Origin of the sequence: Paucibacter sp. Y2R2-4, assembly GCF_025717535.1 — a bacterium.
Taxonomy (GTDB): Bacteria; Pseudomonadota; Gammaproteobacteria; order Burkholderiales; family Burkholderiaceae_C; genus Paucibacter_A.
Map to the genome: position 1 here is coordinate 610,941 of NZ_JAJIRO010000001.1, position 23,184 is coordinate 634,124.

20 protein-coding genes and 2 tRNA genes are annotated in these 23,184 nt (G+C 62.0%); 8 read left to right on the plus strand and 14 right to left on the minus strand.

Going from position 1 to position 23,184, the window contains the following annotated elements:
• Positions 1–10: 10 nt before the first annotated feature.
• From LNV06_RS02650 to LNV06_RS02685, 8 genes are all read right to left on the minus strand, one after another.
• Complete coding sequence (locus LNV06_RS02650) at positions 11–880, minus strand: alpha/beta hydrolase (RefSeq protein WP_263536684.1); 870 nt, start codon at positions 878–880, stop codon at positions 11–13.
• A gap of 252 nt (positions 881–1,132) precedes the next feature.
• Positions 1,133–1,207 (minus strand) — tRNA-Val (locus LNV06_RS02655).
• A gap of 98 nt (positions 1,208–1,305) precedes the next feature.
• Positions 1,306–1,380: transfer RNA gene (locus LNV06_RS02660), tRNA-Val, on the minus strand.
• 98 nt (positions 1,381–1,478) lie between these two features.
• Positions 1,479–2,183 (minus strand): DNA polymerase III subunit epsilon, encoded by a 705-nt coding sequence (gene dnaQ, locus LNV06_RS02665; protein ID WP_263536685.1) that lies wholly within the window; start codon positions 2,181–2,183, stop codon positions 1,479–1,481.
• Positions 2,184–2,211: 28 nt separating this feature from the next.
• Positions 2,212–3,009, minus strand: coding sequence for a prolipoprotein diacylglyceryl transferase (lgt, locus tag LNV06_RS02670; RefSeq protein WP_263536686.1), 798 nt, complete (start codon positions 3,007–3,009; stop codon positions 2,212–2,214).
• Between the two features lie 92 nt (positions 3,010–3,101).
• Entirely contained in the window at positions 3,102–4,193 is a 1,092-nt protein-coding gene (locus LNV06_RS02675) for a tetratricopeptide repeat protein (RefSeq protein WP_263536687.1), read from the minus strand.
• A gap of 64 nt (positions 4,194–4,257) precedes the next feature.
• On the minus strand, positions 4,258–5,274 hold the full coding sequence (locus LNV06_RS02680; protein ID WP_263536688.1) for a tetratricopeptide repeat protein: 1,017 nt from the start codon (positions 5,272–5,274) through the stop codon (positions 4,258–4,260).
• A 94-nt stretch (positions 5,275–5,368) separates the two neighbouring features.
• Positions 5,369–6,286 (minus strand): LysR family transcriptional regulator, encoded by a 918-nt coding sequence (locus tag LNV06_RS02685; RefSeq protein WP_263536689.1) that lies wholly within the window; start codon positions 6,284–6,286, stop codon positions 5,369–5,371.
• 90 nt (positions 6,287–6,376) lie between these two features.
• Between LNV06_RS02685 and ilvD the strand changes: the two genes are divergently transcribed.
• The 5 genes from ilvD to LNV06_RS02710 all read left to right on the plus strand — a co-directional run bounded on the left by ilvD (position 6,377) and on the right by LNV06_RS02710 (position 11,278).
• Complete coding sequence (gene ilvD / locus LNV06_RS02690; protein ID WP_263536690.1) at positions 6,377–8,065, plus strand: dihydroxy-acid dehydratase; 1,689 nt, start codon at positions 6,377–6,379, stop codon at positions 8,063–8,065.
• Between the two features lie 209 nt (positions 8,066–8,274).
• Positions 8,275–9,057 carry a molybdate ABC transporter substrate-binding protein gene (gene modA, locus LNV06_RS02695; protein WP_263536691.1) on the plus strand — a complete coding sequence of 261 codons (783 nt, stop codon included), beginning with the start codon at positions 8,275–8,277 and terminating at the stop codon, positions 9,055–9,057.
• Between the two features lie 16 nt (positions 9,058–9,073).
• Positions 9,074–9,757: a molybdate ABC transporter permease subunit gene (modB, locus tag LNV06_RS02700; protein ID WP_263536692.1), complete on the plus strand. Its 684-nt coding sequence runs from the start codon at positions 9,074–9,076 to the stop codon at positions 9,755–9,757.
• A gap of 10 nt (positions 9,758–9,767) precedes the next feature.
• Positions 9,768–10,466 (plus strand): sulfate/molybdate ABC transporter ATP-binding protein, encoded by a 699-nt coding sequence (locus tag LNV06_RS02705; protein WP_263536693.1) that lies wholly within the window; start codon positions 9,768–9,770, stop codon positions 10,464–10,466.
• A complete protein-coding gene (locus tag LNV06_RS02710) occupies positions 10,463–11,278 on the plus strand; it encodes a TOBE domain-containing protein (RefSeq protein WP_263536694.1) in 816 nt (271 codons plus the stop codon). The genes LNV06_RS02705 and LNV06_RS02710 overlap by 4 nt, the downstream gene beginning before the upstream one ends.
• An 18-nt stretch (positions 11,279–11,296) precedes the next feature.
• On the opposite strand, the gene glk is transcribed toward LNV06_RS02710, so the two are convergent.
• From glk to LNV06_RS02740, 6 genes are all read right to left on the minus strand, one after another.
• Positions 11,297–12,262 (minus strand): glucokinase, encoded by a 966-nt coding sequence (gene glk, locus LNV06_RS02715; protein ID WP_263536695.1) that lies wholly within the window; start codon positions 12,260–12,262, stop codon positions 11,297–11,299.
• Between the two features lie 79 nt (positions 12,263–12,341).
• Positions 12,342–13,871 (minus strand): tryptophan halogenase family protein, encoded by a 1,530-nt coding sequence (locus LNV06_RS02720; RefSeq protein WP_263536696.1) that lies wholly within the window; start codon positions 13,869–13,871, stop codon positions 12,342–12,344.
• A 7-nt stretch (positions 13,872–13,878) separates the two neighbouring features.
• Positions 13,879–14,901: a cupin-like domain-containing protein gene (locus LNV06_RS02725; RefSeq protein WP_263536697.1), complete on the minus strand. Its 1,023-nt coding sequence runs from the start codon at positions 14,899–14,901 to the stop codon at positions 13,879–13,881.
• 21 nt (positions 14,902–14,922) lie between these two features.
• The gene (locus LNV06_RS02730; protein WP_263536698.1) at positions 14,923–15,633 is read right to left on the minus strand and encodes a SapC family protein; all 711 of its coding nucleotides are present in this window, start codon (positions 15,631–15,633) and stop codon (positions 14,923–14,925) included.
• A 36-nt stretch (positions 15,634–15,669) separates the two neighbouring features.
• Entirely contained in the window at positions 15,670–18,687 is a 3,018-nt protein-coding gene (locus LNV06_RS02735) for a TonB-dependent receptor (RefSeq protein WP_263536699.1), read from the minus strand.
• 222 nt (positions 18,688–18,909) lie between these two features.
• Positions 18,910–19,956 (minus strand): LacI family DNA-binding transcriptional regulator, encoded by a 1,047-nt coding sequence (locus tag LNV06_RS02740; protein ID WP_263536700.1) that lies wholly within the window; start codon positions 19,954–19,956, stop codon positions 18,910–18,912.
• A gap of 183 nt (positions 19,957–20,139) precedes the next feature.
• Between LNV06_RS02740 and LNV06_RS02745 the strand changes: the two genes are divergently transcribed.
• From LNV06_RS02745 to LNV06_RS02755, 3 genes are read left to right on the plus strand one after another with little or no spacing between them, the layout of a single operon-like run.
• A complete protein-coding gene (locus LNV06_RS02745) occupies positions 20,140–21,441 on the plus strand; it encodes an ABC transporter substrate-binding protein (RefSeq protein WP_263536701.1) in 1,302 nt (433 codons plus the stop codon).
• A gap of 14 nt (positions 21,442–21,455) precedes the next feature.
• Positions 21,456–22,361 carry a carbohydrate ABC transporter permease gene (locus LNV06_RS02750; RefSeq protein WP_263536702.1) on the plus strand — a complete coding sequence of 302 codons (906 nt, stop codon included), beginning with the start codon at positions 21,456–21,458 and terminating at the stop codon, positions 22,359–22,361.
• Entirely contained in the window at positions 22,358–23,179 is an 822-nt protein-coding gene (locus tag LNV06_RS02755; protein ID WP_263536703.1) for a carbohydrate ABC transporter permease, read from the plus strand. Before LNV06_RS02750 ends, LNV06_RS02755 begins: the two co-directional genes overlap by 4 nt.
• Positions 23,180–23,184: the final 5 nt, after the last annotated feature.

Below are 23,184 nucleotides of genomic sequence, written 5' to 3' on the forward strand. Positions count from 1 at the left end.
GGCAAGAAACTCAGAGCAAAGCGCTGTACCAACGCAGCTCAAGTAACTTGCGAGCCAAGCGGTGGCTGCGCCCTTCCGGGTCGGCCAGATCATGCAAGATATCGAAGTGGTTGAAGCCCGGGATTTCCTCGCAGATCGGCACGGCACGCTGGCCCCAGGCCTGCCGGAGCAATTGCGTCTGGCGTTTGAATTCCTCGCTCTCGTCACCCCCCACGATGGCGTAGACCGGTGCCTCCGGTGCGGGGAAATGGACGGGGCTGAGCCGCCTCACAGCGTCGGCATCCAAGTTCAGATCGGCCTGCAGAAAAGGCGCCTGCCGAATCGGCGCCAAATCATGAACGCCGGAGATGGACAGCACGCCTTTGACCAGATGATGCGGCAGATCCGGCGCGACCGACTTCCAGTCGCAGCAACTGAGCATGGTGGCCAAATGTCCGCCGGCCGAATGACCCGCCAGGACGATGCGATTGGGGTCGCCGCCATGCTCGGCCGCATGGCGCCAAACCCAAGCCAGCGCTTGCACCAGTTGCAGGGCGATGCGATCAATCCCCACCTCCGGGCACAGCGAGTAATTCGGCACGATCACCATGGCCCCCTCATCTGCGAAGGCGCTGGCCAAGAATGAGTAATCAGACTTGTCCAAGGCGCGCCAATAGCCACCGTGAATCAGGACCAAAATCGGCGCTTTGTGAACATCGGCCGGAAACAAGTCCAGCCGCTCCATCGGCCCCTCGCCATAGGCCAGGTTGAGCTTGCAGAACATCTTCTCGCGCACCAGTTGCGATGCGCGCGCCCAGCGATCCAGCAAGACCGCGCTATGGCTCACCCGCAGTCGGTTGTTGTACTGAGCATCAAACCAGTCGGGGCTGCGTTGGCGCATGAAGTGTCCTTGAAATGACCTGCACGAGGGATTGAGGACAAGTGTCGCCCAAACTCCTCATCACTCGCCACTACAGCGCCCTTTCCTGCCAATGAGCGCAGCAAAACTGCGACAACCAGCGGATTGGCAGACCGTCAAGACTCGTCGTTCGGGCTGTTTCGGAAACAAAAAATCCACCGGCGCCGATGAAGGCGGGTGGATTGATTGCGCCCCTTGAAAAGGGCTGCCTCGATGCGATTGCCGAGACTTGTTTGGTGGGCGGTGCAGGGTTCGAACCTGCGACCCCTGCCGTGTGAAGGCAGTGCTCTACCACTGAGCTAACCGCCCGGTAACTTTGGTCAAAAAACGAGCTCAGCAAACGAACCAACAAACATTCAACCAGAGCGTCTTGATGCGATTGCCAAGACTGCACCGAAGTGCTGTTCTGGTGGGCGGTGCAGGGTTCGAACCTGCGACCCCTGCCGTGTGAAGGCAGTGCTCTACCACTGAGCTAACCGCCCGGTTGTTTGTTTTCCGTTTGCTTTTTATCGCTTGCGAATCAATTGCTTATTTCGCTAACCGGGAAGCCCACGATTATGCCATGAATCTTTTGAAGAACTCAAGCTTCTTGCCAGATTCTTTTTCCACCGCTGGCCTTGTCGAGTTCGCCCAGCACTTTTTCATGCATCTCTAACTCGGCATCGTTGGCCGCAATGACCGGCAAGGCAAAGCTGCTGAGGTCCACGGCGGCCAGCTTGAACTCGCTGGACTGGTTGCTCTCACCGGCATCGTCCATCACCAAGGAATCTTGTCCGCGCGTCAGGCGGATGTAGACCTCGGCCAGCAGCTCCGCATCCAAGAGCGCGCCGTGCAGCTTGCGGTTGGAGTTGTCCACTTCCAAGCGGCGGCACAGCGCATCCAGCGAATTGGCTTTACCTGGGAACAGGTCTCGCGCCATCAGCAAGGTGTCGCGCACGCTGCCGACGATGTCGGTGATGGGCGGCTTGCTCAGGCGGCGCAGCTCGGCATTGACGAAGCCAATGTCGAAGGGCGCGTTGTGGATCACCAATTCGGCACCGGCCAGGAACTCCAGCAACTGCTCGGCAATCTGCGAAAAAAGCGGCTTGTCGGACAGAAAGGCCTCGGTCAAACCGTGCACGCGCAGCGCATCTTCATGGCTGGCGCGCTGCGGGTTGATGTAGAGGTGCAAGTTGTTGCCGGTCAGCTGCCGGTTGATCATCTCGACGCAGCCGATTTCGATGATGCGGTCGCCGCCCTCGGCGGCCAGGCCGGTGGTTTCGGTGTCGAAGAAGATTTGACGCATGGGACTCTAGAAACTCAAAAAAACAAACTCAGGCCTTGCGACGACTGGCCCACAGCCAGATGGCGATGCCCGCCACCACCATGGGCAGCGACAGCCATTGACCTTGGCTCAAATTCAAGGCGCGCAGACCTAAGAAATCATCCGGCTGACGGAAGAACTCAGTCACAAAACGCTGCGCGCCATAACCGATCAAGAACAAGCCCGAGACCTGCCCGGTCAGGCGCGCCTTGCGCCCATACAGCCACAAGAGCGTGAACAGAAACAGGCCCTCACCAATGAATTGGTAGATCTGCGAGGGGTGGCGCGGCTCCAGCGTCGGCGATTGCGGAAACACCATGGCCCAGGGCAGGCTCGAATCGGCCACACGGCCCCACAACTCACCATTGATGAAGTTGCCCACCCGGCCTGCCGCCAAGCCGGTCGGCACGCAAGGAGCGATCAGATCGGTGACTTCAAAGAAAGTGCGGCCGCGCAGCTTGGCAAACAAGGCCATGGCCACCAACACGCCCAAGAGCCCGCCATGAAAGGACATGCCGCCCTTCCACACCGCCAGAACTTCGCCCAGGTGGTGCAGGTAGTAGTCAGGCTTGTAAAACAATGCATAGCCCAGTCGCCCGCCCAGCACCACGCCCAAGACGCCAAAGAACAGCAGGTCATCTACATCCCGGCTGCTCCAGCCCGCCTTGGCAAAGTCGGGTCTCGCCACGCGCCGATTGGCCAGCCACAAGAACATGCCAAATGCGGCCAGATAAGTTAAGCCATACCAATGCACGGCCAAGGGGCCGAGCTTGATAGCAATCGGGTCAAATTGGGGATGAACCCACATCAGAAGTCCTTGGGAGCAACGGCAGACATGAGGGCATGCCGCCTAGAGAACAAGCCGCGCATCATAAGTCCGGGCGGCGGGCCGAGGCCGCGTTAGCTCAGTGCGGCCAAGCTCTTGCGCGCATCCTTCAGATGGCCGGGCTCGGCCCGCTTGCTCTCGATATAGCGTTTGTAGACCAGCCGAGCCTTGTCGGTCTGGCCGGTGGCCACCAAGGCATCGCCCAGGCGGTGATCGATGGGCAAGCCATCGGCGCCCGCCAGGCTCAAGGCCTTCTCAAAATGACGGACAGCCTCGGCGTTCTGATCCAGCTCCTGCGCCAAGCGGCCCAAATAGTAAGACGCAGCCGCTTGCGTGGGCTGGTCTTTCTGCAATTGCTCGTAGAGGCGCTTGACCCGGTCAAACTGCTGCGCCTTGATCCAGTGGCGGCCCAATTCGCCATAAGCGTTGCGCACATCGTCGGCCAGGGCTGCATCGCTGCCCACACGCACTGCCATCAGTTCGCGTTCGGCTTCGTCCCAGGCGTCTTGACGGGCCGCGATCAAGGATCGCAGCAGCCTCGCCTGCTCGGGCTGCTTGCTGCGAATGGCCTGCTCCAATTCGCGCGCCTTTCTGACGCTGCCGCCCAGGAACTCAGGGATCAGCAAATAGATCTGTGCCAGCTTGCTGCGTGCTTCAAACAAGTCGGGGTTCAACTCAAGGGCTCGGCCCAGGCTGGCACGCACCTTGGGCAGCAAGCTCATGCCCTTGAGGCGGCTTTCCACCAAGACCTGCTTGCCCTGCACCTGGGCCAGAGCCAAATGGCAAATAGCCTCGTTGGGCGCGCGGGCCAGACACTGTTCGGCTAACTTTTGCCCCGCCTCCAAGGCCTTGCTGTCGTAACCCAGGCTGAAACCCCAGGCCCGAGCCACCAGGCCTTCCACATCATCCGGCGCCGCAGCCAAGCGCTGTTGTCCCAAGCGTTCCAGCTCCGACATGCTGCCTGCCGCCAGGGCCTGTTGAAGGGCGGCATCTTTGAAAACCTCGGCCTGAGCTTTAGGCGCCATGGCCAAAGAAAGCAGCAAAGCCGCCAAGCTCAGCGCAGGAAGACGCAAGCCCAAAGCACGCGCCGAATGCGGGGCCCGTCGAACAGCGGACTTGCGATGCAACAAAGACAGGCTTGGATTCAGGCTTGAAATCAGACTCACAGGGCGGCTTTCATAAAAGACAAGAAGGCGCGCAAATTATCGACGGCTTACCGCCAGCGAGGTCTCAGCCCAGCGAAGCCAAGCTCTTGCGGGCTGCCTCCACATTGTTGGGGTTAGCGCGCTTGGTCTTCAAGAAGCGCTCGTAAGCAGCCTTGGCCTGGGCTTTGTCACCCTTGGCCAGCAAGGCGTCGCCGAGTCGGTGATCGATCGGCAATTCATCGGCGCCGGCCAAGGTTTTGGCGCGCTCAAAGTAACGCACAGCCTCCTCGGTCTGCCCGGTTTCCGCCAACACGCGACCCAGGCCGTACGGCCCATGGGCGTAGTTGGGCTGTTCGCGCTGCAGGTTCTCGAACACGGTCTTGGCCTTGGCCGGGTCTTTCGCGTCCTTCAGGTAATGCGTGGCCAGTTGCATGGAGGCCGCGCGCGCCTCCTCCAGCAGCGCGGCATCCTTGCCGGGCTTGAGCGCCAAGAGTTCGCTTTCCATCTCGCTCCACTTCTTGGCATCCGCGGCGATATAGGCGCGCAGCAAACGGGCCTGTTCCGGCTGCGTGCTACGCACTGCGGCCTCCAGCTCTTTGGCCTTGGCGGTGCTGCCGCCCAGCATGCCGGGAGCAAACAAGTAGAGCTTGCTCAGCTGCACGCGAGCGACAAAGCTGCTCGGGTCCAGCTCCAAGGCTCGGTTCAAGGCTTCTTTGACACCATCCATCAGCCTCACGGCCTTGAACATACCCGCCTCGCCCATCTGCAGATAGAGGTTTTGCGCCCGCACCAGCTGGCAGACGGCCGCCGTTGGATGTTGCTCCACGCATTGCTTGGCTTGCTTGGCCCCGGCTTCCATACGCTTGGCGTCGGCCGGATCTTGGGCCGAGAGCGCCAAGGCCAGCGCCGCGTTGGCTTCCACATCGGCCGCGTTGGCCTTCAAGCGCGCTTGAGCCAGCTGTTCCAAGTCAGCGTACTTGTTCGCATCAGCCAGACTGTCGAACTGCGGGTCCTTGAAGATTGAAGCCTGGGCCGCCCCAAACCCCGCTGCCAACACAAAAGCCGTCAGAGCACGAAGAGTGAAAGAAGGTCGCTGTTGCATGGTCCACCTAGCCTGGATTGCAGGAAAAAGAAACTGTGGCGCATTGTGAGCAGCGGCACTCATTCTGCAGATCGGCTTGCGACGAGATGCAGATTCAAACGGCTGACTTGCTTGGCGCTAAGTTTTGCGGCAACTGTGCCCGAACATGGGCCACAAACCGCTGCACTGCGGGTGCGGCGTCGGAGCGCCAAATCAAGCTGGTTTCGCAGGTGGGCACTGCGCCCTGCACCGGCTTGTACACCACACCGGGCCGCTGAAACGCCATCACGCTGGCCGGCACCCAGGCCACACCGATGCCGGCCGACACCAGGTTGACGATGGTCTGCATCTGGATGGCCTCTTGCACGATGCCCGGCTCGCGCTGCTGCTGGCGATAAAAATCCAACACTGCTTCAAACAATGAGGGCGCAATCGCGCGCGGGAAGATCACCAAGGGCTGACGCGCCACTTCAGCGGCATCCAGGCTTGGCCCAGAGGCCATTGCCTCATCGGCACTGAGCGCCAAAACCATGGCCTCGCGGGCAATCTTCAGTCGCTCAAAGCCGGCGGGCTGCGAGCCTGGCGCATGGATGATGAAGCCCGCGTCCAACTCGCCCCGCTCGAACTCCGGCAGCTGCACATCCAGCGTGGCCTCGCGCAAGCTCAGGGCCACCTCCGGGTAAAGCTCCCGAAAGCTGCGCAGCCAGCGCGGCAGATCCCCAAAGCCCACGGTCGAAACAAAGCCCAGATTCAGCCGCCCCCGGCGCCCATCGGCAGCAGCCTGCACCAAGGCCGGCAAGCCTTCGGCCTGGGTCAGCAAGGCCTGCGCATTGGGCAACAAGGCCGCCCCGGCCGCGCTCAGGCGCACGCTGCGGCTGCTGCGCTCAAACAGCGTCGCGCCCAGCGACTGCTCGAGCTTTTGAATGGCCTGGGTCAGCGGTGGCTGGGTCATGTGCAAGCGCTCGGCGGCGCGGCCAAAGTGCAATTCCTCAGCCACGGCCAGGAACTGTCGCAGGCTGCGTAAGTCGATCATTGATTCATCAAACGTATGAATGAGAACTGAATAATATATTTGATCAGCAGGTAGCCAGCAGAGATACTGCCAGCGAACTGAGGAGACCCCATGAGCCAGACCCCTGCCAATCGTCGTTCCAAAAACATCACCGAGGGCGTGGCCCGCGCGCCGAACCGCTCCATGTACTACGGCATGGGCTACCAAGAAAGTGACTTCGGCAAGCCCATGATCGGCGTGGCCAATGGCCACTCGACCATCACGCCTTGCAACTCCGGCCTGCAAAAGCTGGCCGATGCAGCCGTGATCGGTCTGAAAGAAGCCGGCGCGAATCCGCAAATCTTCGGCACCCCCACCATCTCCGACGGCATGGCCATGGGCACCGAGGGCATGAAGTACAGCCTGGTCTCGCGCGAGGTGATCTCCGACTGTGTGGAAACCTGCGTCGGCGGTCAGTGGATGGACGGCGTCATCGTCATCGGCGGCTGCGACAAAAACATGCCGGGCGGCATGATGGGCATGCTGCGCGCCAATGTGCCCTCGCTCTACGTCTACGGCGGCACCATCCTGCCGGGCAAGCACAAGGGCCAGGATCTGAACATCGTCAGCGTGTTCGAGGCCGTGGGCCAATTCAGCGCCGGCAAGATGAGCGAGGAAGACTTCTGCGCCATCGAACGCAAAGCCATTCCCGGCAGTGGCTCCTGCGGCGGCATGTACACAGCCAACACCATGAGCTCAGCCTTTGAGGCCCTGGGCATGAGCCTGCCCTACTCCTCAACCATGGCCAATGTCGAGGACGAGGTGGTTCAAAGCGTCAAGAAGGCGGCGGCCGTGCTGGTCGAAGCCGTCAAGGCCGACCTGAAGCCGCGCGACATCGTCACCAAGCAGGCCATCGAAAACGCCGTGGCCGTCATCATGGCCACCGGCGGCTCGACCAATGCCGTGCTGCATTTCCTGGCGATTGCCCATGCGGCCGAGGTGGACTGGAGCATCGACGACTTCGAGCGCGTGCGCCGCAAAACCCCGGTGCTCTGCGATCTGAAGCCCAGCGGTCAGTTCCTGGCGATTGATCTGCACCACGCCGGCGGCATCCCGGCCGTGATGAAGGAATTGCTCAAGCATGGCCTGCTGCACGGCGACGCCATGACCATCACCGGCAAGACCGTGGCCGAGAACCTGGCCGAGGTGCCCGATCTGCGCGCCGATCAACAAGTCATCCGCCCGGTCACGAACCCGATCTACGCCGAAGGCCATCTGGCCATCCTCAAGGGCAACCTCTCGCCCGAGGGCTGCGTGGCCAAGATCACCGGACTCAAGAACCCGGTGATGAGTGGCCCGGCGCGCGTCTTCGACGATGAGCAATCGGCCCTGGCCGCCATCATGGCCGGCAAGATCGTCGCCGGTGACGTCATGGTGCTGCGTTATCTTGGCCCCAAGGGCGGCCCCGGCATGCCCGAAATGCTGGCCCCCACCGGCGCCCTGATCGGCCAAGGCCTGGGCGAAAGCGTGGGCCTGATCACCGACGGCCGCTTCTCCGGCGGCACCTGGGGCATGGTGGTCGGCCATGTGGCACCTGAAGCCTATGAAGGCGGCGTGATCGCCCTGGTCCAGGAGGGCGACCGCATCACCATCGACGCCCATCAGCTGCTGCTGGAGCTGCATGTCGATGCCGCCGAGCTGGCCACCCGCAAGACCGCCTGGGTCAAGCCCGCGCCGCGCTACACCCGTGGCGTGCTGGCCAAGTTCGCCAAGAACGCCTCGAGCGCCAGCTCCGGCGCGGTGTTGGACCGTTTCGAGTAAGCCCAAGAACGCCGGCTTGGCGGCTCAAGCCAAGCCGGCGCTCCCGTTCACACGATCCCCTACAGAAGGAACAGCCCTCGGAGGCACCCCAGGCTTGGCGGCGCCACCCGTTGTGTATTGCTATATATTTCGCTACCCGGCGGCGCCCGTTCCAATCAAGGACTGCAGGCCCGCGCCAGGTAAGACGTGCATATCAAGGACACCCCGGAATGGCTTTTGCTTCGAAGGCTCAAAGAATCACTCGGCAACTTGGCCTGATCGCGGCATTTGCTGCGCTCGGTCTGCTGACCTCGGTGGCCAAGGCCGGCGATTTAACCGTGTCCGCCGCCGCCAGCCTCAGCAATGCTTTCAAGGAACTGGCGCCCAGCTTTGAAGCCCAGCATCCCGGCACCAAGCTCTTGTTCAACTTTGCCGCCTCCGACGCCTTGTTGGCGCAAATCGCCAAGGGGGCGCCGGTCGATGTGTTTGCCTCTGCCGACCAGGACACCATGGACAAAGCGCAGGCCCAGAAGCTTGTGCTGCCAGGCAGCCGGCGCGACTTTGCCCGCAATGCCTTGGTGCTCATCACCCCTGCGGACAGCCAACTAGCCCTGAGCAACTTGGCCGATCTGCAAAAGCCCGAGTTCAAACGAGTGGCCTTGGGCAAGCCGGAAACCGTGCCGGCCGGCCGTTACGCCAAGGGGGCGCTGGAGGCCACCAAGCTCTGGCCCATCATCGAGCCCAAGGCCGTCTTTGCCAGCAATGTGCGCCAGGCCTTGGACTATGTGGCACGTGGCGAGGTCGAGGCCGGCTTCGTCTATGCAACCGATGCCGCCGTGCAAAAAGAAAAGGTCAAGGTCGCCTTCACCGTGCCCACCGAGACCCCCATCCGTTACCCAGTTGCGGTGCTGGCCGAGGGCCAGAATCGAGAGGCGGCTCGCAAGTTTGTGGACTATCTCAGCGCTCCCGCAGGCCAGGCCGTCTTGGCCAAATTCGGCTTCCATAAACCCTGAGCCCTTGAGTCACTGAATGGCCCTCGACTCCTCGGCGTGGATTGCACTCGCACTGTCACTGAAAGTGGCGGGCTGGGCCACGGCGCTGAATTTGTTTTTGGGCGTAGCTGCCGCCTATCTGCTGGCCCGCAAGCGCTTCCCGGGGCGAGATCTGTTGGACGCGATGTTGACCCTGCCCATGGTCTTGCCGCCCACGGTCTTGGGCTACTACCTGCTGGTCGTGATCGGCAAGCGCGGCTGGCTGGGCGCCTGGCTGGATCAACACTTCGGCATCAACCTGATCTTCACCTGGCAAGGCGCCGTGATCGCGGCGACCCTGGTGTCCTTTCCCTTGGTCTTGAAGTCAGCGCGGGCCGCTTTTGAAGGCGTGGACCCGCAGCTCGAGCAGGCCGCGCGGGTGCTCGGCTTGAGCGAAGCCGCGGTGTTCTTTCGCATCAGCTTGCCCATGGCCTGGCATGGGGTGTTGGCTGGCCTCTTGCTGGCCTTTGCCCGCGCGCTGGGCGAGTTTGGCGCCACCTTGATGGTGGCCGGCAGCATTCCCGGCAAAACCCAAACCTTGTCGATTGCGGTCTACGAGGCGGTGCAAGCCGGCCAGGACGATGTGGCCAACACCTTGGTGCTAATCACCTCCATCACCTGTGTAGCGGTCTTGCTGGCGGCAGGACGCTTGTCGCGCGCCCGCGAGCCCAACGCGGCATGAAGAAGAAATCATGAGCTTTGAGATTGAGTTCCAAAAGCGGCTCAAGAGCGCGGGGCGCAGCTTCGACTTGCAGATCAGCTTTGCAAGCCAAGCTCAGCGCACCGTCATTTACGGCCCGTCTGGCGCGGGCAAAAGCCTGTGCTTGCAAGCGATTGCCGGACTGCTGCGCCCGGACAGCGGACGCATTTTGGTCCAAGGCAAGACCTTGTTTAATTCGACCTCGGGCGTCAATCTGCCGGCGCAAAACCGCGGTCTGGGTTTCTTATTCCAAGACTACGCCTTGTTCCCCAAATTGAATGTGCGCCAGAACATCGCCTTTGGTTTGAGCACCGGGCTGCTGAACCCGGCTCGCGAGGTCTCGAGCCCGGCGATAGAACGCTGGCTCCAGGCTTTCGAGTTGAATGAGGTGGCCCAGCAACTGCCGCATGAACTCTCGGGCGGCCAACGCCAGCGCACCGCCCTGGCCCGTGCCTTGGTCAATCAGCCGCAAGCGCTGCTGCTGGACGAGCCCTTCTCCTCGCTGGACCCGGCCTTGCGCGAGCGCATGCGCGATGAATTGCATGCCCTGCTCGATCGCATCGACATCCCCATGCTGATGATCACCCATGACCCCGAAGACCTGCGGCGGTTCGGCGACGCCCGTCTGCTGTTGAAGCAAGGACGGATCTGTCATGAAGACCATCAGGACGAACGAGGCCACGCTGAATGAGCTCTGAGGCACCCATCACGATGCAACTCGACGCCGATTTGCGCCTGAGCATGCAAGGTCAGGACATGGCCAGCGCGCGCCATCTGGCGCTGCTGGCCGAGATCGAACGGCAGGGCTCGCTCACCCATGCCGCCAAGACGGTGGGCTTCAGCTACAAAGGCGCCTGGAACGCGATTGAGCACATGAGCAATCTGGCCGGCGAGCCCCTCTTGCTGCGCGTGGCCGGCGGCAAGGGCGGCGGCTACACCCGCCTCACCGAGCGCGGTGCACAGTTGGTCCGCAACTTCGGCCTGATTCAACAAGAACACGCCCGCTTCATCGCCCGGCTCAATCAACAAGCCCAAGGCCTGCAGGCCGACTATTCCTTGATCGGCAGCCTCGCCATGAAAACCAGCGCACGCAATCAATTCGCCGGCACGGTCAGCGCCATTCGCCCCGGCGCGGTCAATGACGAAATCGAGCTTGAAATCATCGGCGGCCAGCGCATCGTCGCCACCGTCACCCGTGCCAGCCGCACGGAGCTGGGCCTGGACTTGGGCGCCAAGGCTTTCGCCCTGGTCAAGGCCTCCAGCATTGTCTTGATGACCGGGGATGGCGAGGTCAAACTCTCGGCCCGCAATCAGCTCAAGGGCTGCGTAACCCGGCTGACCGATGGAGCCGTCAATAGCGAGGTGGTTCTAGAGCTGCCGGGGGGCGGCAGCATCGCCGCCATCGTGACCTCGATCAGTGCGCAAGCGCTGGAGCTCAAGCCCGGCATGGAGGCCACCGCGGTATTCAAGGCCTCCAGCGTCATCCTCGGCGTGGCGGCTTGAGACCCTGAACGGGCTGTTTTACAAACCCAGATCCAAGGCCCGTGAAGCCCCGTCCAGAGCGGGTGACACCGCTGCATCAATCACAAAGCAAGGGATCCCCGACAGATAGTCGGCAAAACGACCCTTGCCCTCAAAACGGGCCCGGAAGTTCGACTGCCCTAACTCACTGAGCAAGCGGGGGGCGATCCCGCCGCCGATGTAAACGCCGCCGCGCGCGCCCAAGGTCAGCGCCAGATTGCCGGCCACGCTGCCCAAGAAGCTACAGAACAAGGCAATCGCTTGCTTGGCCAAGGCATCGCCCTGTTCAGCGCGCTGCAAGACCTCGGGTGGCGTCAACTCAGGCGCCGGCAGGCCGGCGATCTCGGCGCTGGCCAGGTAGAGATTGACCAGACCCGGCCCCGACAAAGCCCGCTCGGCCGACACATGGCCAAAGCGCAGGCGCAGCCGCGCAATCACCGCATCTTCAAACGCATCTTGGCCGGCCAGGCTGGCGTGACCGCCCTCCCCGGACAAAGGACGCCACGCTCCATTCGGCAGCGGCAACAAGCCCGCCACCCCCAGGCCGGTACCAGCGCCCAAGACGGCCAAAGGCTCGCCAGCCACCGATTTACCGCCCTCCAAGGCATGCAACTGGCTGGCCTCCAAACTGGGCAAGGCCAAGGCAAGCGCCGTGAAGTCATTCACCACCGACAGGCGCTGCAAGCCCATATCGCGCTTGAGCGCTTGGATCGAAAAGGACCAATTGCCATTGGTCATGCGCACCTGGTCGCCGTCGATGGGGTTGGCAATGCCCAAGGCAGCCGCTTGAGGCCGAGTTGGCGCATGCTCCGCCACATAACTCGAGATGGCATCGGCAATGGTCGGGTAATCGGCACAGCGGTAGTTGACGCAACGCGCCACCGGGGCCTCGGGCGCCTCGGCCCAGGCGAAGCGGGCGTTGGTTCCGCCGATATCACCCAATAAACGGGGGTAGGTTTCAGTCATCACGGTTTGCACTTGCAAATGGCCAGTCGTCAAAGTCTTGAGGTTGAAAGAAAAAAGCGGGGCAAGCAGGTCAAGCAGTTCAAGCCGCAGCGCGGTAAGGCGCACACAAACGCTCAACATAAGCAGCATGCGGAGGCAGCGTGGTCAGGCGCTGCGCCACTTGGCGACGGATGTTGTCCAAGAAGTGCTGCAACTCCACATCCCCCATCAGGTCGGCGACCGGGTGGTGCTGGCGCGGCATGATGCCCTGCCCCAGCATCACCTGAATCCATGAATTCTCGGCGAACAACTCATCCAGGGGCCGGAACACCCGCGCGGTTTCGGTGAAGAGCTCAATCCGGTGCCGCAGCGTCTCGGGCACGGCCATGCTGCGCACATGGCGCCACAGATCGGAATCATCCCGCTCGGTCACGTGATAGTGCAGGATGATGAAGTCGCGGATGTGCTCCAAATCGTCTTGGGTCTGGCGATTGAATTCCACCCGGTCCACCTCGCGCACGCCACCGGCCGGGAACAGGCGCATCAGGCGAATTGCCGCGCGTTGAATCAAGTGAATACTGGTGGACTCCAAAGGCTCGATGAAACCGCTGGACAGGCCGACGGCGATGCAATTGCGACTCCAGACTTCACGGCGCTGGCCGGGCGTGAAGCGCAGCAAGCGCGGCTTCATCAGCAGCTCGCCCTCAACATGGCGAGTCAAGACCTCCGGCGCGTCGGCATCCGACAACTCCTTGCTGCTGTAAACCAGGCCATTGCCGACCCGGTGCTGCAGCGGAATGCGCCACTGCCAGCCAAAGGGATGGGCGATGGAGCGGGTGTAAGGCGGGGCTTCGCGCACCGAGGCGGTCTGCACCGCCACCGCCCGGTCGCAAGGCAGCCAATGGGTCCAGTCCTCATACGGCACGCCCAAGGTCTCGCCCAGCAAGAGCGCACGAAAACCGGTGCAATCGATGAACAAATCCCCTTCCACCAAGGCCCCATCGGCCAGGCGCAGCGCGCTCAGGTCGCCATCGGGAGAGTGGCGCAAGACCTCGGTGATCTTGCCTTCGATGCGCTGCACCCCGTTGGCTTCGGCCATACCGCGCAGATAACGCGCATAACGCGTGGCATCCAGGTGATAGGCATAGTTCATGCCGTTCTGCGGCAGGTGGGCAAAACGATTTTCTTCGGCAGCGCGCAACTCCAGGCAGTACTCGCCATAGCGCTGCGCCAGACCGCGCTGGCGGCCTTTCAGCCAGAAATGTTGGAAGCCCGCGCTCCAATGGTCTTGGCCGGTCAAACCGAAGGAGTGGATGTAGTCCTGGCCGGGTGCCTTCCAGCCTTCAAACTGAATGCCCAGCTTGAAAGTAGCCTGGGTGGCAGCCATGAACTCGGCTTCTTTGATACCCAGCAGTTCGTGGAACATGTGCAGGGCCGGAATAGTGGCCTCGCCGACGCCGACGGTGCCGATTTCATCGGACTCCACCAGACGGATGTCCAGCTGCTTGCCCATCAGCTTGCCCATCAGGGCGGCCGTCATCCAGCCGGCGGTGCCGCCGCCAGCGATGACGACACGGCGCACCGGGCTGGCAGCTCGGGCGGAGTCGGTCGGGAAAGCTTGCACGCTCATAAGCACCTCATCGATTCAGTTTCTTCATCAACCAAGCACGCATTCGGCGCATGCCGGTCTCATCCAAAGGCGCGAGCAAGCCGCGCGCTTGTGGCGGCACATGGGCCGCGGTCTCGGCATCGGCCTCGAACACATAGTGATTGAACAAGGCCCGCCAAGCTTCGCGCTCGGACGGCGGCAAGTCTCGAACCGTGGCTAGGGTCAGCCACAGCGCATGCATCGGCGAATCCGACCATGCCGGGCTGCGCCGCCACCAGTAGTTGATCAGGCCGTTCAAGGCATCCAGGCCCTCGACCTGATGCCACCAAAGGCTGGGGATGTAGATCGCATCACCCGGCGCCAACTCCACCACCTGGGCGCGCGCTTGCGCCTGGGCAAAACGCGGGAAGCGCTGCAGATCGGGCGCCGCGTCATCCACCAAGCTGATGGGCTGACCGGCCGGCGTGAGGTCCAGGGGGCCAATGTAGAGGTCGGCCACCGCATCGGGCGGATACAAGGTAAAGCGCCGCCTGCCCGCCACGCAACAAGCCAGATTCGATGGCCAGTCTTGGTGCGCAGGCACCCGGATTTGATTGCCCAGCCACAAGCTCACCAGCGGCTCTTCCTCGGTAGCAAAAGCCAAGGAATGCTCGGCACGAAAGCCGGGCAAACAGGTCTCCACCGTGGTGGAGCCCATATAAGCATAAGGCGAAGGCTTTTGTTCCCGGCAGGCCAAAAGCTGCGCCAAGAGCTGATCAAAAGCCATGAACTCGCGGCTGAAATTGAAGCCACTGAAGTCCGCGTTGTAGGCGATGCGGCCTTGGGTGGCAGGCTCCATCTGGAAGACGCCCACCGTGGCATCGCGCCACATCGCCTTCAAACTGGCCGCAGCCGCAGAAGCTGCAGCAGCTTCATTCGCCGCGCCAATACTGGCCCGCACCAAAGGCCAATGCGAAACCAAGCCCCGCAGCACGCAGGGTTCATCGCTGACGAGCAATTCCGGCGGCACCTGGCCAGGCGTTTCAAGCCTCCATTCTTTGACCGCCTGCATGGGAATCAGCCCAAAACCAGATCAAGCCCGCGCAAGCCGCTGCTCACGCGCCAGCAAGGCAGGAATCCTCGCCAGTGAGGCCACCGCCATGGCGATGGGGAACCAATAGCCGGCCTCATGCAAAGCGGCCACGGCGCTCCCTGGCAAAGCCTCCAAGCGTTCTTCGTCGATGACGTAATAGCCGGCGAGTCGGCGCACCGAGCCATCGGCTAGCTCGATGTCCAAGCTCATCGGTTCCAACAACTGATATTGCAGCAGCGCGCCGATGAAGTCCGGCAGCGCCTGCATGCCTTCATGCAGCGCTTGCAAGACCGAAACGCGCCGCTCCAGCAAGGGCGACTGCCCGCCATTGGGCAAGAACAAGGGCTCGCCCTGGCTCTCACTCAATCGCGGGCTGTCCAGGTCGATGTGCACGACCCAGCCCTCACCGTCTCGACCCACCAGCAAGGGTTGGCGTTCCAAGGCCCAAGGCAAATGGTCCACCTCCCAAGCCCCCCCTTCGCGCAGCCCCAAAAAGCTGTTGCGCGACTCCATCAAGCCCAGCAATGCCACCGGCTGAAAACCGCCGGCATCGGCACTTTGCTGGAACACGATGGGGAAATGCGCCTGCACTCGCTTGAACTCTGCGGGCACCGTGGGCACGGCACTCGCAGCATCACCCCAAGCAGCATCCAGCCGGGTCTGCAAACGCAGATCCCGGTGGCTCACGTTATCAAGCAGTGCAGCGCGCATCAGGTCGTCTCGCCGTTCAAAAAAGCTAGCAAAGGATCAGAAGGTGTAACGGGCAGCCAAGCTGTAACGACGGCCGGTCTGGGTCGAGTACAGCGTCTCATCCTTGGAGCGACCGCGGACGCGCTGGAGGCCGTCGTTCAGATTGAGCGCTTCGAAGTTCACACTCAGGTTCTTGTTGAACTTATAACCCAGGCTGAGGTCCCACTGACCATAGGCGTCGGTGTAAGCCGGGCCTGCGGAACCGAAGACGTCGGCCGTGGTGCTGCTGAGGAACTCATCACGCCAGTTGTAGGCGGCGCGAACACTGAAGGTCGAGTTCTCAAAGAAGCCCACCAAGTTGGCGGAGTTACCCAAGCCCAAGAGTGCGTTCTGCTCGGTCAGATTGCTGTTGTCGTACTTCAGTCCGGACTTCACCAAGGTGTAGTTGGCTGCAACACCAAAGCCGCTGCTGCCAAAGGCGTGCTGGACATTGAACTCCAAGCCCTTGATGTGGTCGCTGCGCTGATTGCTCGGGGCGCTGATGGTGAACACGGCTTCTGGATCTCCGGGCTGGCCGGCAATCGTACCCACCGGATTGCCGGTGCCGTCAAAGCCGGTGCGAACCACACCCTTTGTGCCGTTGTAGGTGTTCAAGATGTAGTTGCGAATGCAGACCGCATCCTTGGTCGCGCAGTTCTTCGCCACCGCTTCGTTGTAGAGCGGGCCGTTGATCGGCGTCGTCAAGCCGGCGGGCTTGGACTGCAGCGTGCTGGAGCCAATGAAGTTGCTGATGTTCTTTTGGAACAAGCCCAGCGACGCATAACTGGCCTTGGCGTAGTAGAACTCGGCCGAGAGGTCAAAGTTCTTCGACAGCAGCGGCTTCAGGGCTGGATTGCCTTGGCTGCCGGAGCCGCCGTTGACACGGAAGTCCGACAAGGTCACGCCCCCCTGAATCGCACCCCAACCCGGACGGCCAATGGTCTCGCCATAGCTGGCCCGCAGTTTCAGCTTGTCGCTCAACTCAGCCTCATAGTCGATGCTGGGCAGGAAGTAGTTGTAGCTGCCAGAAAGTGCGGTGAAGTCCGACGCGCCCTTGACGAGTGCAAACTCATTCGCGCTCACCCAGTTGATGCCCTTGACGATGGGCACCAAGGCCTGCGAATTCACCGTGGTGCGCTCATAGCGAACACCCATGGCCACATTCATCGGCACGCCCCACTCCCAGTCCCTGAAGTACTGGACAAAGGCGCTGGTGGACTTCTCCTGCGTACGGCGGTCATCGGTGAAGTCTGACGAAGGCACGAACCACTTGTCGCTCTTGTCGGCCTTGATCGCGGCCGCGCGCACGGCCTCAAAGTCCCACAAATAGAAGTTATTGAACAAGGCCGAACCATTCGCCGAGCCGAAGGAATGGGCGAAGTAATCTTGCAACTTGGCCGCCTTCCAAAGCGCGTCGTCGTAGTCGGACGGTTTGTTGTGGCCGCCCCAATCATCCTGCTGCACATTGGCAAAAGCCGTGCGGTTGTTCACCTTGGTGAAGCCAACGCCGAAGTCCAAGCCCGAGTTGTCGGACAGCACGTACTTGCCCTTCAGCTGCGCCTGATCGATCTCATTGCGCATATAGCTGTTGCGGAAAGACGAGCCGGTCACCTGCATCAAGCTGGGCGCAGTCGCCGGGTCGCCATGCAGACCGATGCTCAGGATCGGGAACTTGTTCGAAAAGTCCGCCGTTGCAAAGGCGCGGTTTTGCATCGACACGCCGAGCGTGGAGTTGCTGCCATACGGGCTGTCCGCGCCGGAAGTGGCGGTGGAATGATGGGCGTCGAAGTCAAAGGACAGCGTGTTCGAAGCCTTCCAAGCCAGGTTCACACCGGTGGACTGATTGGTGTTCTTGGTACCGTAGATGCTGCCCGCCATCGCCACGTCAGCGGGGCCGCTGGCGGGATAGGTTTCGGTGTAACTGGTGGGCGTTGCGATCGGGCCATTGGTCCAGCTGGAGGACGAGGGGCCAAAGTTAAACCAAGCCGACAACTCGGCGCGCTTGGAGTGGATCTTGTTTTCCGAATAAGTGTGGTCGACCGTCGCCGTCAAATCCTTGATGGGGCGGAACTGCAAGACCAGCTGTCCATTGGTACGGGTGCGCTCGAAAGCGTTCAGGCTGTAGCGCAGCTCTTGCGGCACCACATACAAATCCGTCGGCTTGGGCCGGTTGGTGATCTTGTCTGCACCCGGCTGGCCCGGCAGCGGGATGGTGCCCCAGTTCTGCTCATCACCCTTGAAGGTGCGCCAGCCGGCATCCACCGCCGCTTGGTTGTAGCCACCGTTGCGCTTTTGGTAGCTGCCAACCAGGGCGATGCCGAAGGTGCCATCCGCAAACACATTGCTGTAGATGCCGGAGACTTCGGGCGTGGCTTGGGTGCCCTTCATCGAGTCGGGCAGGCGCTTGTTCGATTCATCGCTGACCAACTTGACGCCCAGGCTGGCCACTTGCTTGGGGTTGTCCAGCGGACGCGCGGTCTTGATATTGATGGTGGCGCCAATCCCGCCGGTCGGATTCTCGGAACGGCTGGTCTTGAAGACTTCCAAGGCGGCAATGCCTTCAGAGGCCAGGTTGGCAAAGTCAAAAGAACGCGAGTTCGAGGCGTAAGTGGCGCCGAGGCTGGACGCCGGCATTTGCCGACCATTGAGCAGTACCAAATTGAAGTCGGGGCCCACGCCGCGCACCGTCACCTTGGAGCCTTCGCCATTGCTGCGGTCGATCGACACGCCGGCAATACGCTGCATGGACTCAGCCAAGTTGGCGTCAGGAAACTTGCCGATCTCTTCGGCCACGATGCCGTCCACCACGCCGCGCGCATTGCGCTTCAGGCTCAGCGAGGTTTCCAAGCTTTGCCGAATGCCGGTCACAACGACAGCATCCAATTGCTGTGCGTCTTGCGAGCGGGCGGCGGGCGCTGAAGCGGCGGCCGAGGGTGCTGCTGCGCTCTGCTGGGCTTGTGCGTTCATGCCGGCCACCAAAAGGCCGGCCGCACTGGCCAAGAGGGACAGACGGCAGACGGGGCGAGTGTTTCTCATGGGCTTGTCTCCGATGTAATTTGGGCTTTTATCGAATGAATAGCACTGAAAGCGCTTTCATCAAATCAGAGAATCGCGCATCTGCAAGCGCTTTCAAATTGGGACACACCCTAGGTTGGCGGGTTTGAGCAACGCCCTTGCCGGCGCCTCCCTAGGCTGAGGTGCGAACCGCCTTGGGCCTTCAGTCCTTTCTACCCAAGCCGAAGGGATCAGAACCCGGTTTCACCGTGCCGCGCGGCGCGCCGATTCCCGCAGCACCAACTCTGGCGCCGGCAGGCTCACCTGGGGTTGTGCGCCCTGCAGCAAGGCCAGCATGGCCGTGGCGGCCTGGGTGCCGGTCTCGTAGACCGATTGGCGCACGGTGGTCAGCGGCGGCATGGTGTAGCGCGACATGGTCAAGTCATCGAAACCGACCACCGACACATCATCCGGCACCCGCAGATTGCGGCGCGACAAACCCAGCATGGCGCCATAGGCCATCTGATCGTTGGAACTGAAGATGGCGCTGAAGCCGGCCTCGCGCTCTAGCAAGTGGCTGACCGCCAACATGCCGCCGGCTTCGGTGTAGTCGCTTTGCACAATCAGGCGCGGATCCACCGTGATGCCTGCCGCCGACAAGGCGTCCAAGTAGCCGCTTTGTCGCTCGATCGCATCCTCGTGAATCAAATCACCCTGCAGCAGCGCAATGCGGCGATGGCCCAGATCGATCAAATGCTGAGTGGCCAAGCGCGCCCCGGCGCGGTTGTCAAAGCTAAAGCTGAACAGGCCACTGCCACTGGGCTGGCGCCCCACCACCAAGGAAGGCACGCTGGACAGCAAGGACTTCAAGTCCTGATTGCTGAGCCGTCCGGCCAGCACGATCACGCCGTCCACCCGACGCGACAGCAGCGACTCGATGGCCTTGCGCTCATCCACCTCATTCCAATTGCCGCTGACGAAGAGCGGCACATAACCCGCCGCCTCCAGCGCCACCTCAATGCCGCTGAGCGCTTCGCCGTAAAAGGGGCTGGCGATGCGCTGCGTCACCACGCCCACACTCATGGTGCGGCCGCCCGCCAAGCCGCGCGCCACCGGATTGGGCCTGAAACCCAAGGTGCGAATGGCTTCATCGACCGCGGCCTTTTTAGCCTCGCTGACGATGGCGGTGCCATTCAGGATGCGTGACACCGTGCTCGGCGAAACGCCGGCTCGCTGCGCCACCTGCTCCAGGGTCACAACCCCATCACTGCGACCCTCTGAGCGACTTGAAGGCGCTTTCTTGACTGGCATTTTGCTGGGCACACAAACTCCTCGGGACGATGGTGGCGCAGTGTAAAACGAGCCCGGCGAGCCGCTTGCCCCTAGCAAGCGCGCAAATGCTAGGGTTTACGCTGTTGGGCGCGTCCAGGGTCTGCACTCAGAATTATGAAAACGCTTTCAAGCGCTTTCATAACGATAAGACCCGAGACATCCATGCCCCATTTACGCCGACGCCGATTGCTGGCTGCCGCCGCTCTGGCGCCCGTCACAGGCCTCGCTCCAGAAAGTCAGGCCGAGGCAAGCAGCAGCAACAGTGCAGCGCCGCAGCGCTTGGTGGTCGCCGCCTTTCCGATGGTGGACCAGATCATCAAAAGCGCCCTGCCCGCCTGGCAAAAAGCGCAGGGCGGTATCGAGGTCGAGGTCATCAGCCGGCAGTACGACGACCACCATACGGCCATGACCACCGCCCTGTCTTCCTCGAGCGGCGGTGCTCACTTGCCCGATGTGATGGCGCTGGAAACCATGTATATGGGCCGATTCTCGCTCGGCGCCGGCCTGCAAAACCTCTCGCTTGCCCCCTATCAGGCTGAATCGCTGCGCGAGCAGTTTGTGCCCTTCGCCTTTGAGCAAGCGCGCAACCGCGATGGCGCTGTGGTGGCCCTGCCCACCGATATCGGCCCCGGTTCGCTGTTCTACCGTCACGACCTCTTGCAGCGCGCCGGCCTGAACATCAAGGACCTGTGCGAAAGCTGGGAGAGCTATGTGCAAGCCGGCGTGCAGCTGAAAGCGCGCACCGGCGCTTATCTGTTCGCCCATGCCCGCTATTTGAAAGACATCGTGCTCTTCGCCAGCACGCCGGCCGGCCAGAGCATTTACTTCGATGCCCAGGGCAAGCCCAGCATCACCTCGGCGCATTTTCAGCGTGCCTTTCAACTGGCGCAGCAAAGCCGTCAGCTGGGGCTGGACGCCATCGTCGACACCTGGCGCAATGACTGGAGCGAACATCTGCGCCGTGGCCGTCTGGCGACCGAGTTATCGGGCGCCTGGATGGCCGGGCAAATGGCCAATAGCGTGGCACCTTCCACCAAGGGCTTGTGGCGGGTGTCGCAGCTGCCAGGCCAGAGTTTTGCCGGCTGGGGCGGCACTTATTACTCGATCCCACGCCGCTCCGACCCGGCCAAGAAGTCGTTGGCCTGGTCCTTGATTCAATACCTGACGCTGAACCGGGATCTGCAGTTGCAAGGCTTCAAAGGCCAGGACGCCTTCCCGGCCCTGCTCTCGGCTCATGAAGACCCTTTCTTCGATGAGCCGGTGGAGTTCCTTGGCGGCCAGCGGGCCCGCCAGCTCTGGCGTGAGGCCGCCCGGCGCATTCCGGCACGGCCGCTGCACCGGCAAAACAAGTTCGCAGAAGAGGTCGTCAATGGCGAACTCGACAACGTGCTGATCTACGGCAAACCGATCCCGCAAGCCCTGGCCGACGCGCAAGCGCTGCTGGTGCATCGCGCCTCCCGATGAGAGCGGCCCTGAAGATGAAGAACGCCTCTCGCCGCCCGCTGCTGCCCCCTCAATGGGCGCCCTATCTGCTGCTCAGCCCCTTCTTGTTGCTGTTTGCTGTGTTCGGCCTTTTCCCCTTGCTGTTCTCTTTGTGGATGGCCTTCCAGAGCTGGGAACCCACCGCCGGCCTGGACGCGATGCGATTCGTCGGCAGCGAGAACTTCGTGTTCGTGCTCGGTGACGCCTGGTTCTGGAAGTCTTTGAAAAACACCTTGTGGCTGGCTGTGGTCTCGGGCGTTCCCCAGCACCTGGTGGCCTTGCCCTTGGCGGTGTTCATCAACCAAGCCTTTGGGCGCCATGACCATGCGGTGTCGGCCGCCTACTTCTTGCCCTACATCACCTCGACGGTGGCCATCGCCATGATGTTCACCTCGCTGCTGTCCACCGATTACGGCCTGATCAATGTGCTGCTGCACAGCGTCTTTGGCATGGAGCCGATCAACTGGCTCTGGCAGCCACAGACCTTGAAGCCGGCCTTGGCCATGGTGGTGTTCTGGCGTTATCTGGGCTTCAACCTGGTGCTTTATTTGGCCGCGCTGCAAACCATTCCGCGCGAGCTTTATCAAGCCGCTCGGCTGGACGGCGCCGGTGCTTGGTCGCAGTTCCGCTTCATCACGCTGCCTGCGCTGCGACCGATGATTTTGTTTGGTGTCACCCTCAGCATCATCGGCGGCATGCAGCTCTTCGAGGAGCCCTTCATCCTCACCAGCGGCCGCGGCGGCCCCGGCCAAGCGGCCATGACGGTGGCCATGTACGTCTATCGCTTGGCCTTTGACTTCAGTGACTTTGGCGCCGCCAATGCGATCTCCTGGCTGCTCTTCGCGCTCTTGGTGCTGATGACCTGGCTGACCAACAAAGCCTTCAAGGAACGTCAAGCATGAAAGCCACGCCCTCCCGCCTCGCCGCCTACGCGGTGGTCGGCTTCGGTGCCTTGCTGATGCTGGCGCCCTTCTACTTCATGTTTGTGTTCGCCACGCAGTCGAACGCGGCCATCTTCAACGTGCCGCCGCCACTGTGGTTTGGCGGCGAGTTGGAACGAAACATGGCCACGCTGACCAGCCGCTTGCCTTTTTGGCGCAACCTGGGCTGGAGCCTTTATGTGGCCCTGATGTCCACTGCGCTGACCCTGCTGTTTTGCTCGATGGCCGGCTATGCCTTTGCGATGCTGGAGTTCCGCTTCAAACAGCCGCTGTTCTTGCTGGTGATGGGCACGATGTTGGTGCCGCCCTTCATGACCATGATCCCGAACTTCATGGTGATGGACGCTTTGGGCTGGATCGACACCCACCGTGCGCTCTACATCCCTGGCGCGGCCAGCGCCTTCGGTATTTATCTGATGCGGCAATTCGCCGCCGCCTCGGTGCCGGCCGAGTTGCTGAAGGCCGCGCGCATTGATGGCTGCAGCGAACTCGGCATCTACTGGCATATCGCCTTGCCGCTGATGCGCCCCGCCTTGGGCACCTTGGGGCTGATCACCTTCATCGCCTCCTGGAACAACTTCATGGCGCCGCTGGTGGTCTTGCGCAACAGCGACAACTACACCCTGCCGCTGGCGCTGCGCAGCCTGCAAGCCACTGTCAACACCGAATGGGGTGCCATCATGGCCGGTTCGGCCATTGCGACCCTGCCCCTGATCGTCCTCTTCGTCCTCTCATCCCGCCAACTGATCGCCGGTTTGACCGCTGGCGCCGTCAAGTAATGCAA

Bases quoted from the DNA above. Each gene is read 5' to 3' on its own strand.
- LNV06_RS02650 (WP_263536684.1), bottom strand. From the start codon at position 880: ATGCGCCAACGCAGCCCCGACTGGTTTGATGCTCAGTACAACAACCGA.
- dnaQ (WP_263536685.1), bottom strand. From the start codon at position 2,183: ATGCGTCAAATCTTCTTCGACACCGAAACCACCGGCCTGGCCGCCGAG.
- lgt (WP_263536686.1), bottom strand. From the start codon at position 3,009: ATGTGGGTTCATCCCCAATTTGACCCGATTGCTATCAAGCTCGGCCCC.
- LNV06_RS02680 (WP_263536688.1), bottom strand. From the start codon at position 5,274: ATGCAACAGCGACCTTCTTTCACTCTTCGTGCTCTGACGGCTTTTGTG.
- LNV06_RS02685 (WP_263536689.1), bottom strand. From the start codon at position 6,286: ATGATCGACTTACGCAGCCTGCGACAGTTCCTGGCCGTGGCTGAGGAA.
- ilvD (WP_263536690.1), top strand. From the start codon at position 6,377: ATGAGCCAGACCCCTGCCAATCGTCGTTCCAAAAACATCACCGAGGGC.
- modA (WP_263536691.1), top strand. From the start codon at position 8,275: ATGGCTTTTGCTTCGAAGGCTCAAAGAATCACTCGGCAACTTGGCCTG.
- modB (WP_263536692.1), top strand. From the start codon at position 9,074: ATGGCCCTCGACTCCTCGGCGTGGATTGCACTCGCACTGTCACTGAAA.
- LNV06_RS02705 (WP_263536693.1), top strand. From the start codon at position 9,768: ATGAGCTTTGAGATTGAGTTCCAAAAGCGGCTCAAGAGCGCGGGGCGC.
- LNV06_RS02710 (WP_263536694.1), top strand. From the start codon at position 10,463: ATGAGCTCTGAGGCACCCATCACGATGCAACTCGACGCCGATTTGCGC.
- glk (WP_263536695.1), bottom strand. From the start codon at position 12,262: ATGACTGAAACCTACCCCCGTTTATTGGGTGATATCGGCGGAACCAAC.
- LNV06_RS02720 (WP_263536696.1), bottom strand. From the start codon at position 13,871: ATGAGCGTGCAAGCTTTCCCGACCGACTCCGCCCGAGCTGCCAGCCCG.
- LNV06_RS02725 (WP_263536697.1), bottom strand. From the start codon at position 14,901: ATGCAGGCGGTCAAAGAATGGAGGCTTGAAACGCCTGGCCAGGTGCCG.
- LNV06_RS02730 (WP_263536698.1), bottom strand. From the start codon at position 15,633: ATGCGCGCTGCACTGCTTGATAACGTGAGCCACCGGGATCTGCGTTTG.
- LNV06_RS02735 (WP_263536699.1), bottom strand. From the start codon at position 18,687: ATGAGAAACACTCGCCCCGTCTGCCGTCTGTCCCTCTTGGCCAGTGCG.
- LNV06_RS02740 (WP_263536700.1), bottom strand. From the start codon at position 19,956: ATGCCAGTCAAGAAAGCGCCTTCAAGTCGCTCAGAGGGTCGCAGTGAT.
- LNV06_RS02745 (WP_263536701.1), top strand. From the start codon at position 20,140: ATGCCCCATTTACGCCGACGCCGATTGCTGGCTGCCGCCGCTCTGGCG.
- LNV06_RS02750 (WP_263536702.1), top strand. From the start codon at position 21,456: ATGAAGAACGCCTCTCGCCGCCCGCTGCTGCCCCCTCAATGGGCGCCC.
- LNV06_RS02755 (WP_263536703.1), top strand. From the start codon at position 22,358: ATGAAAGCCACGCCCTCCCGCCTCGCCGCCTACGCGGTGGTCGGCTTC.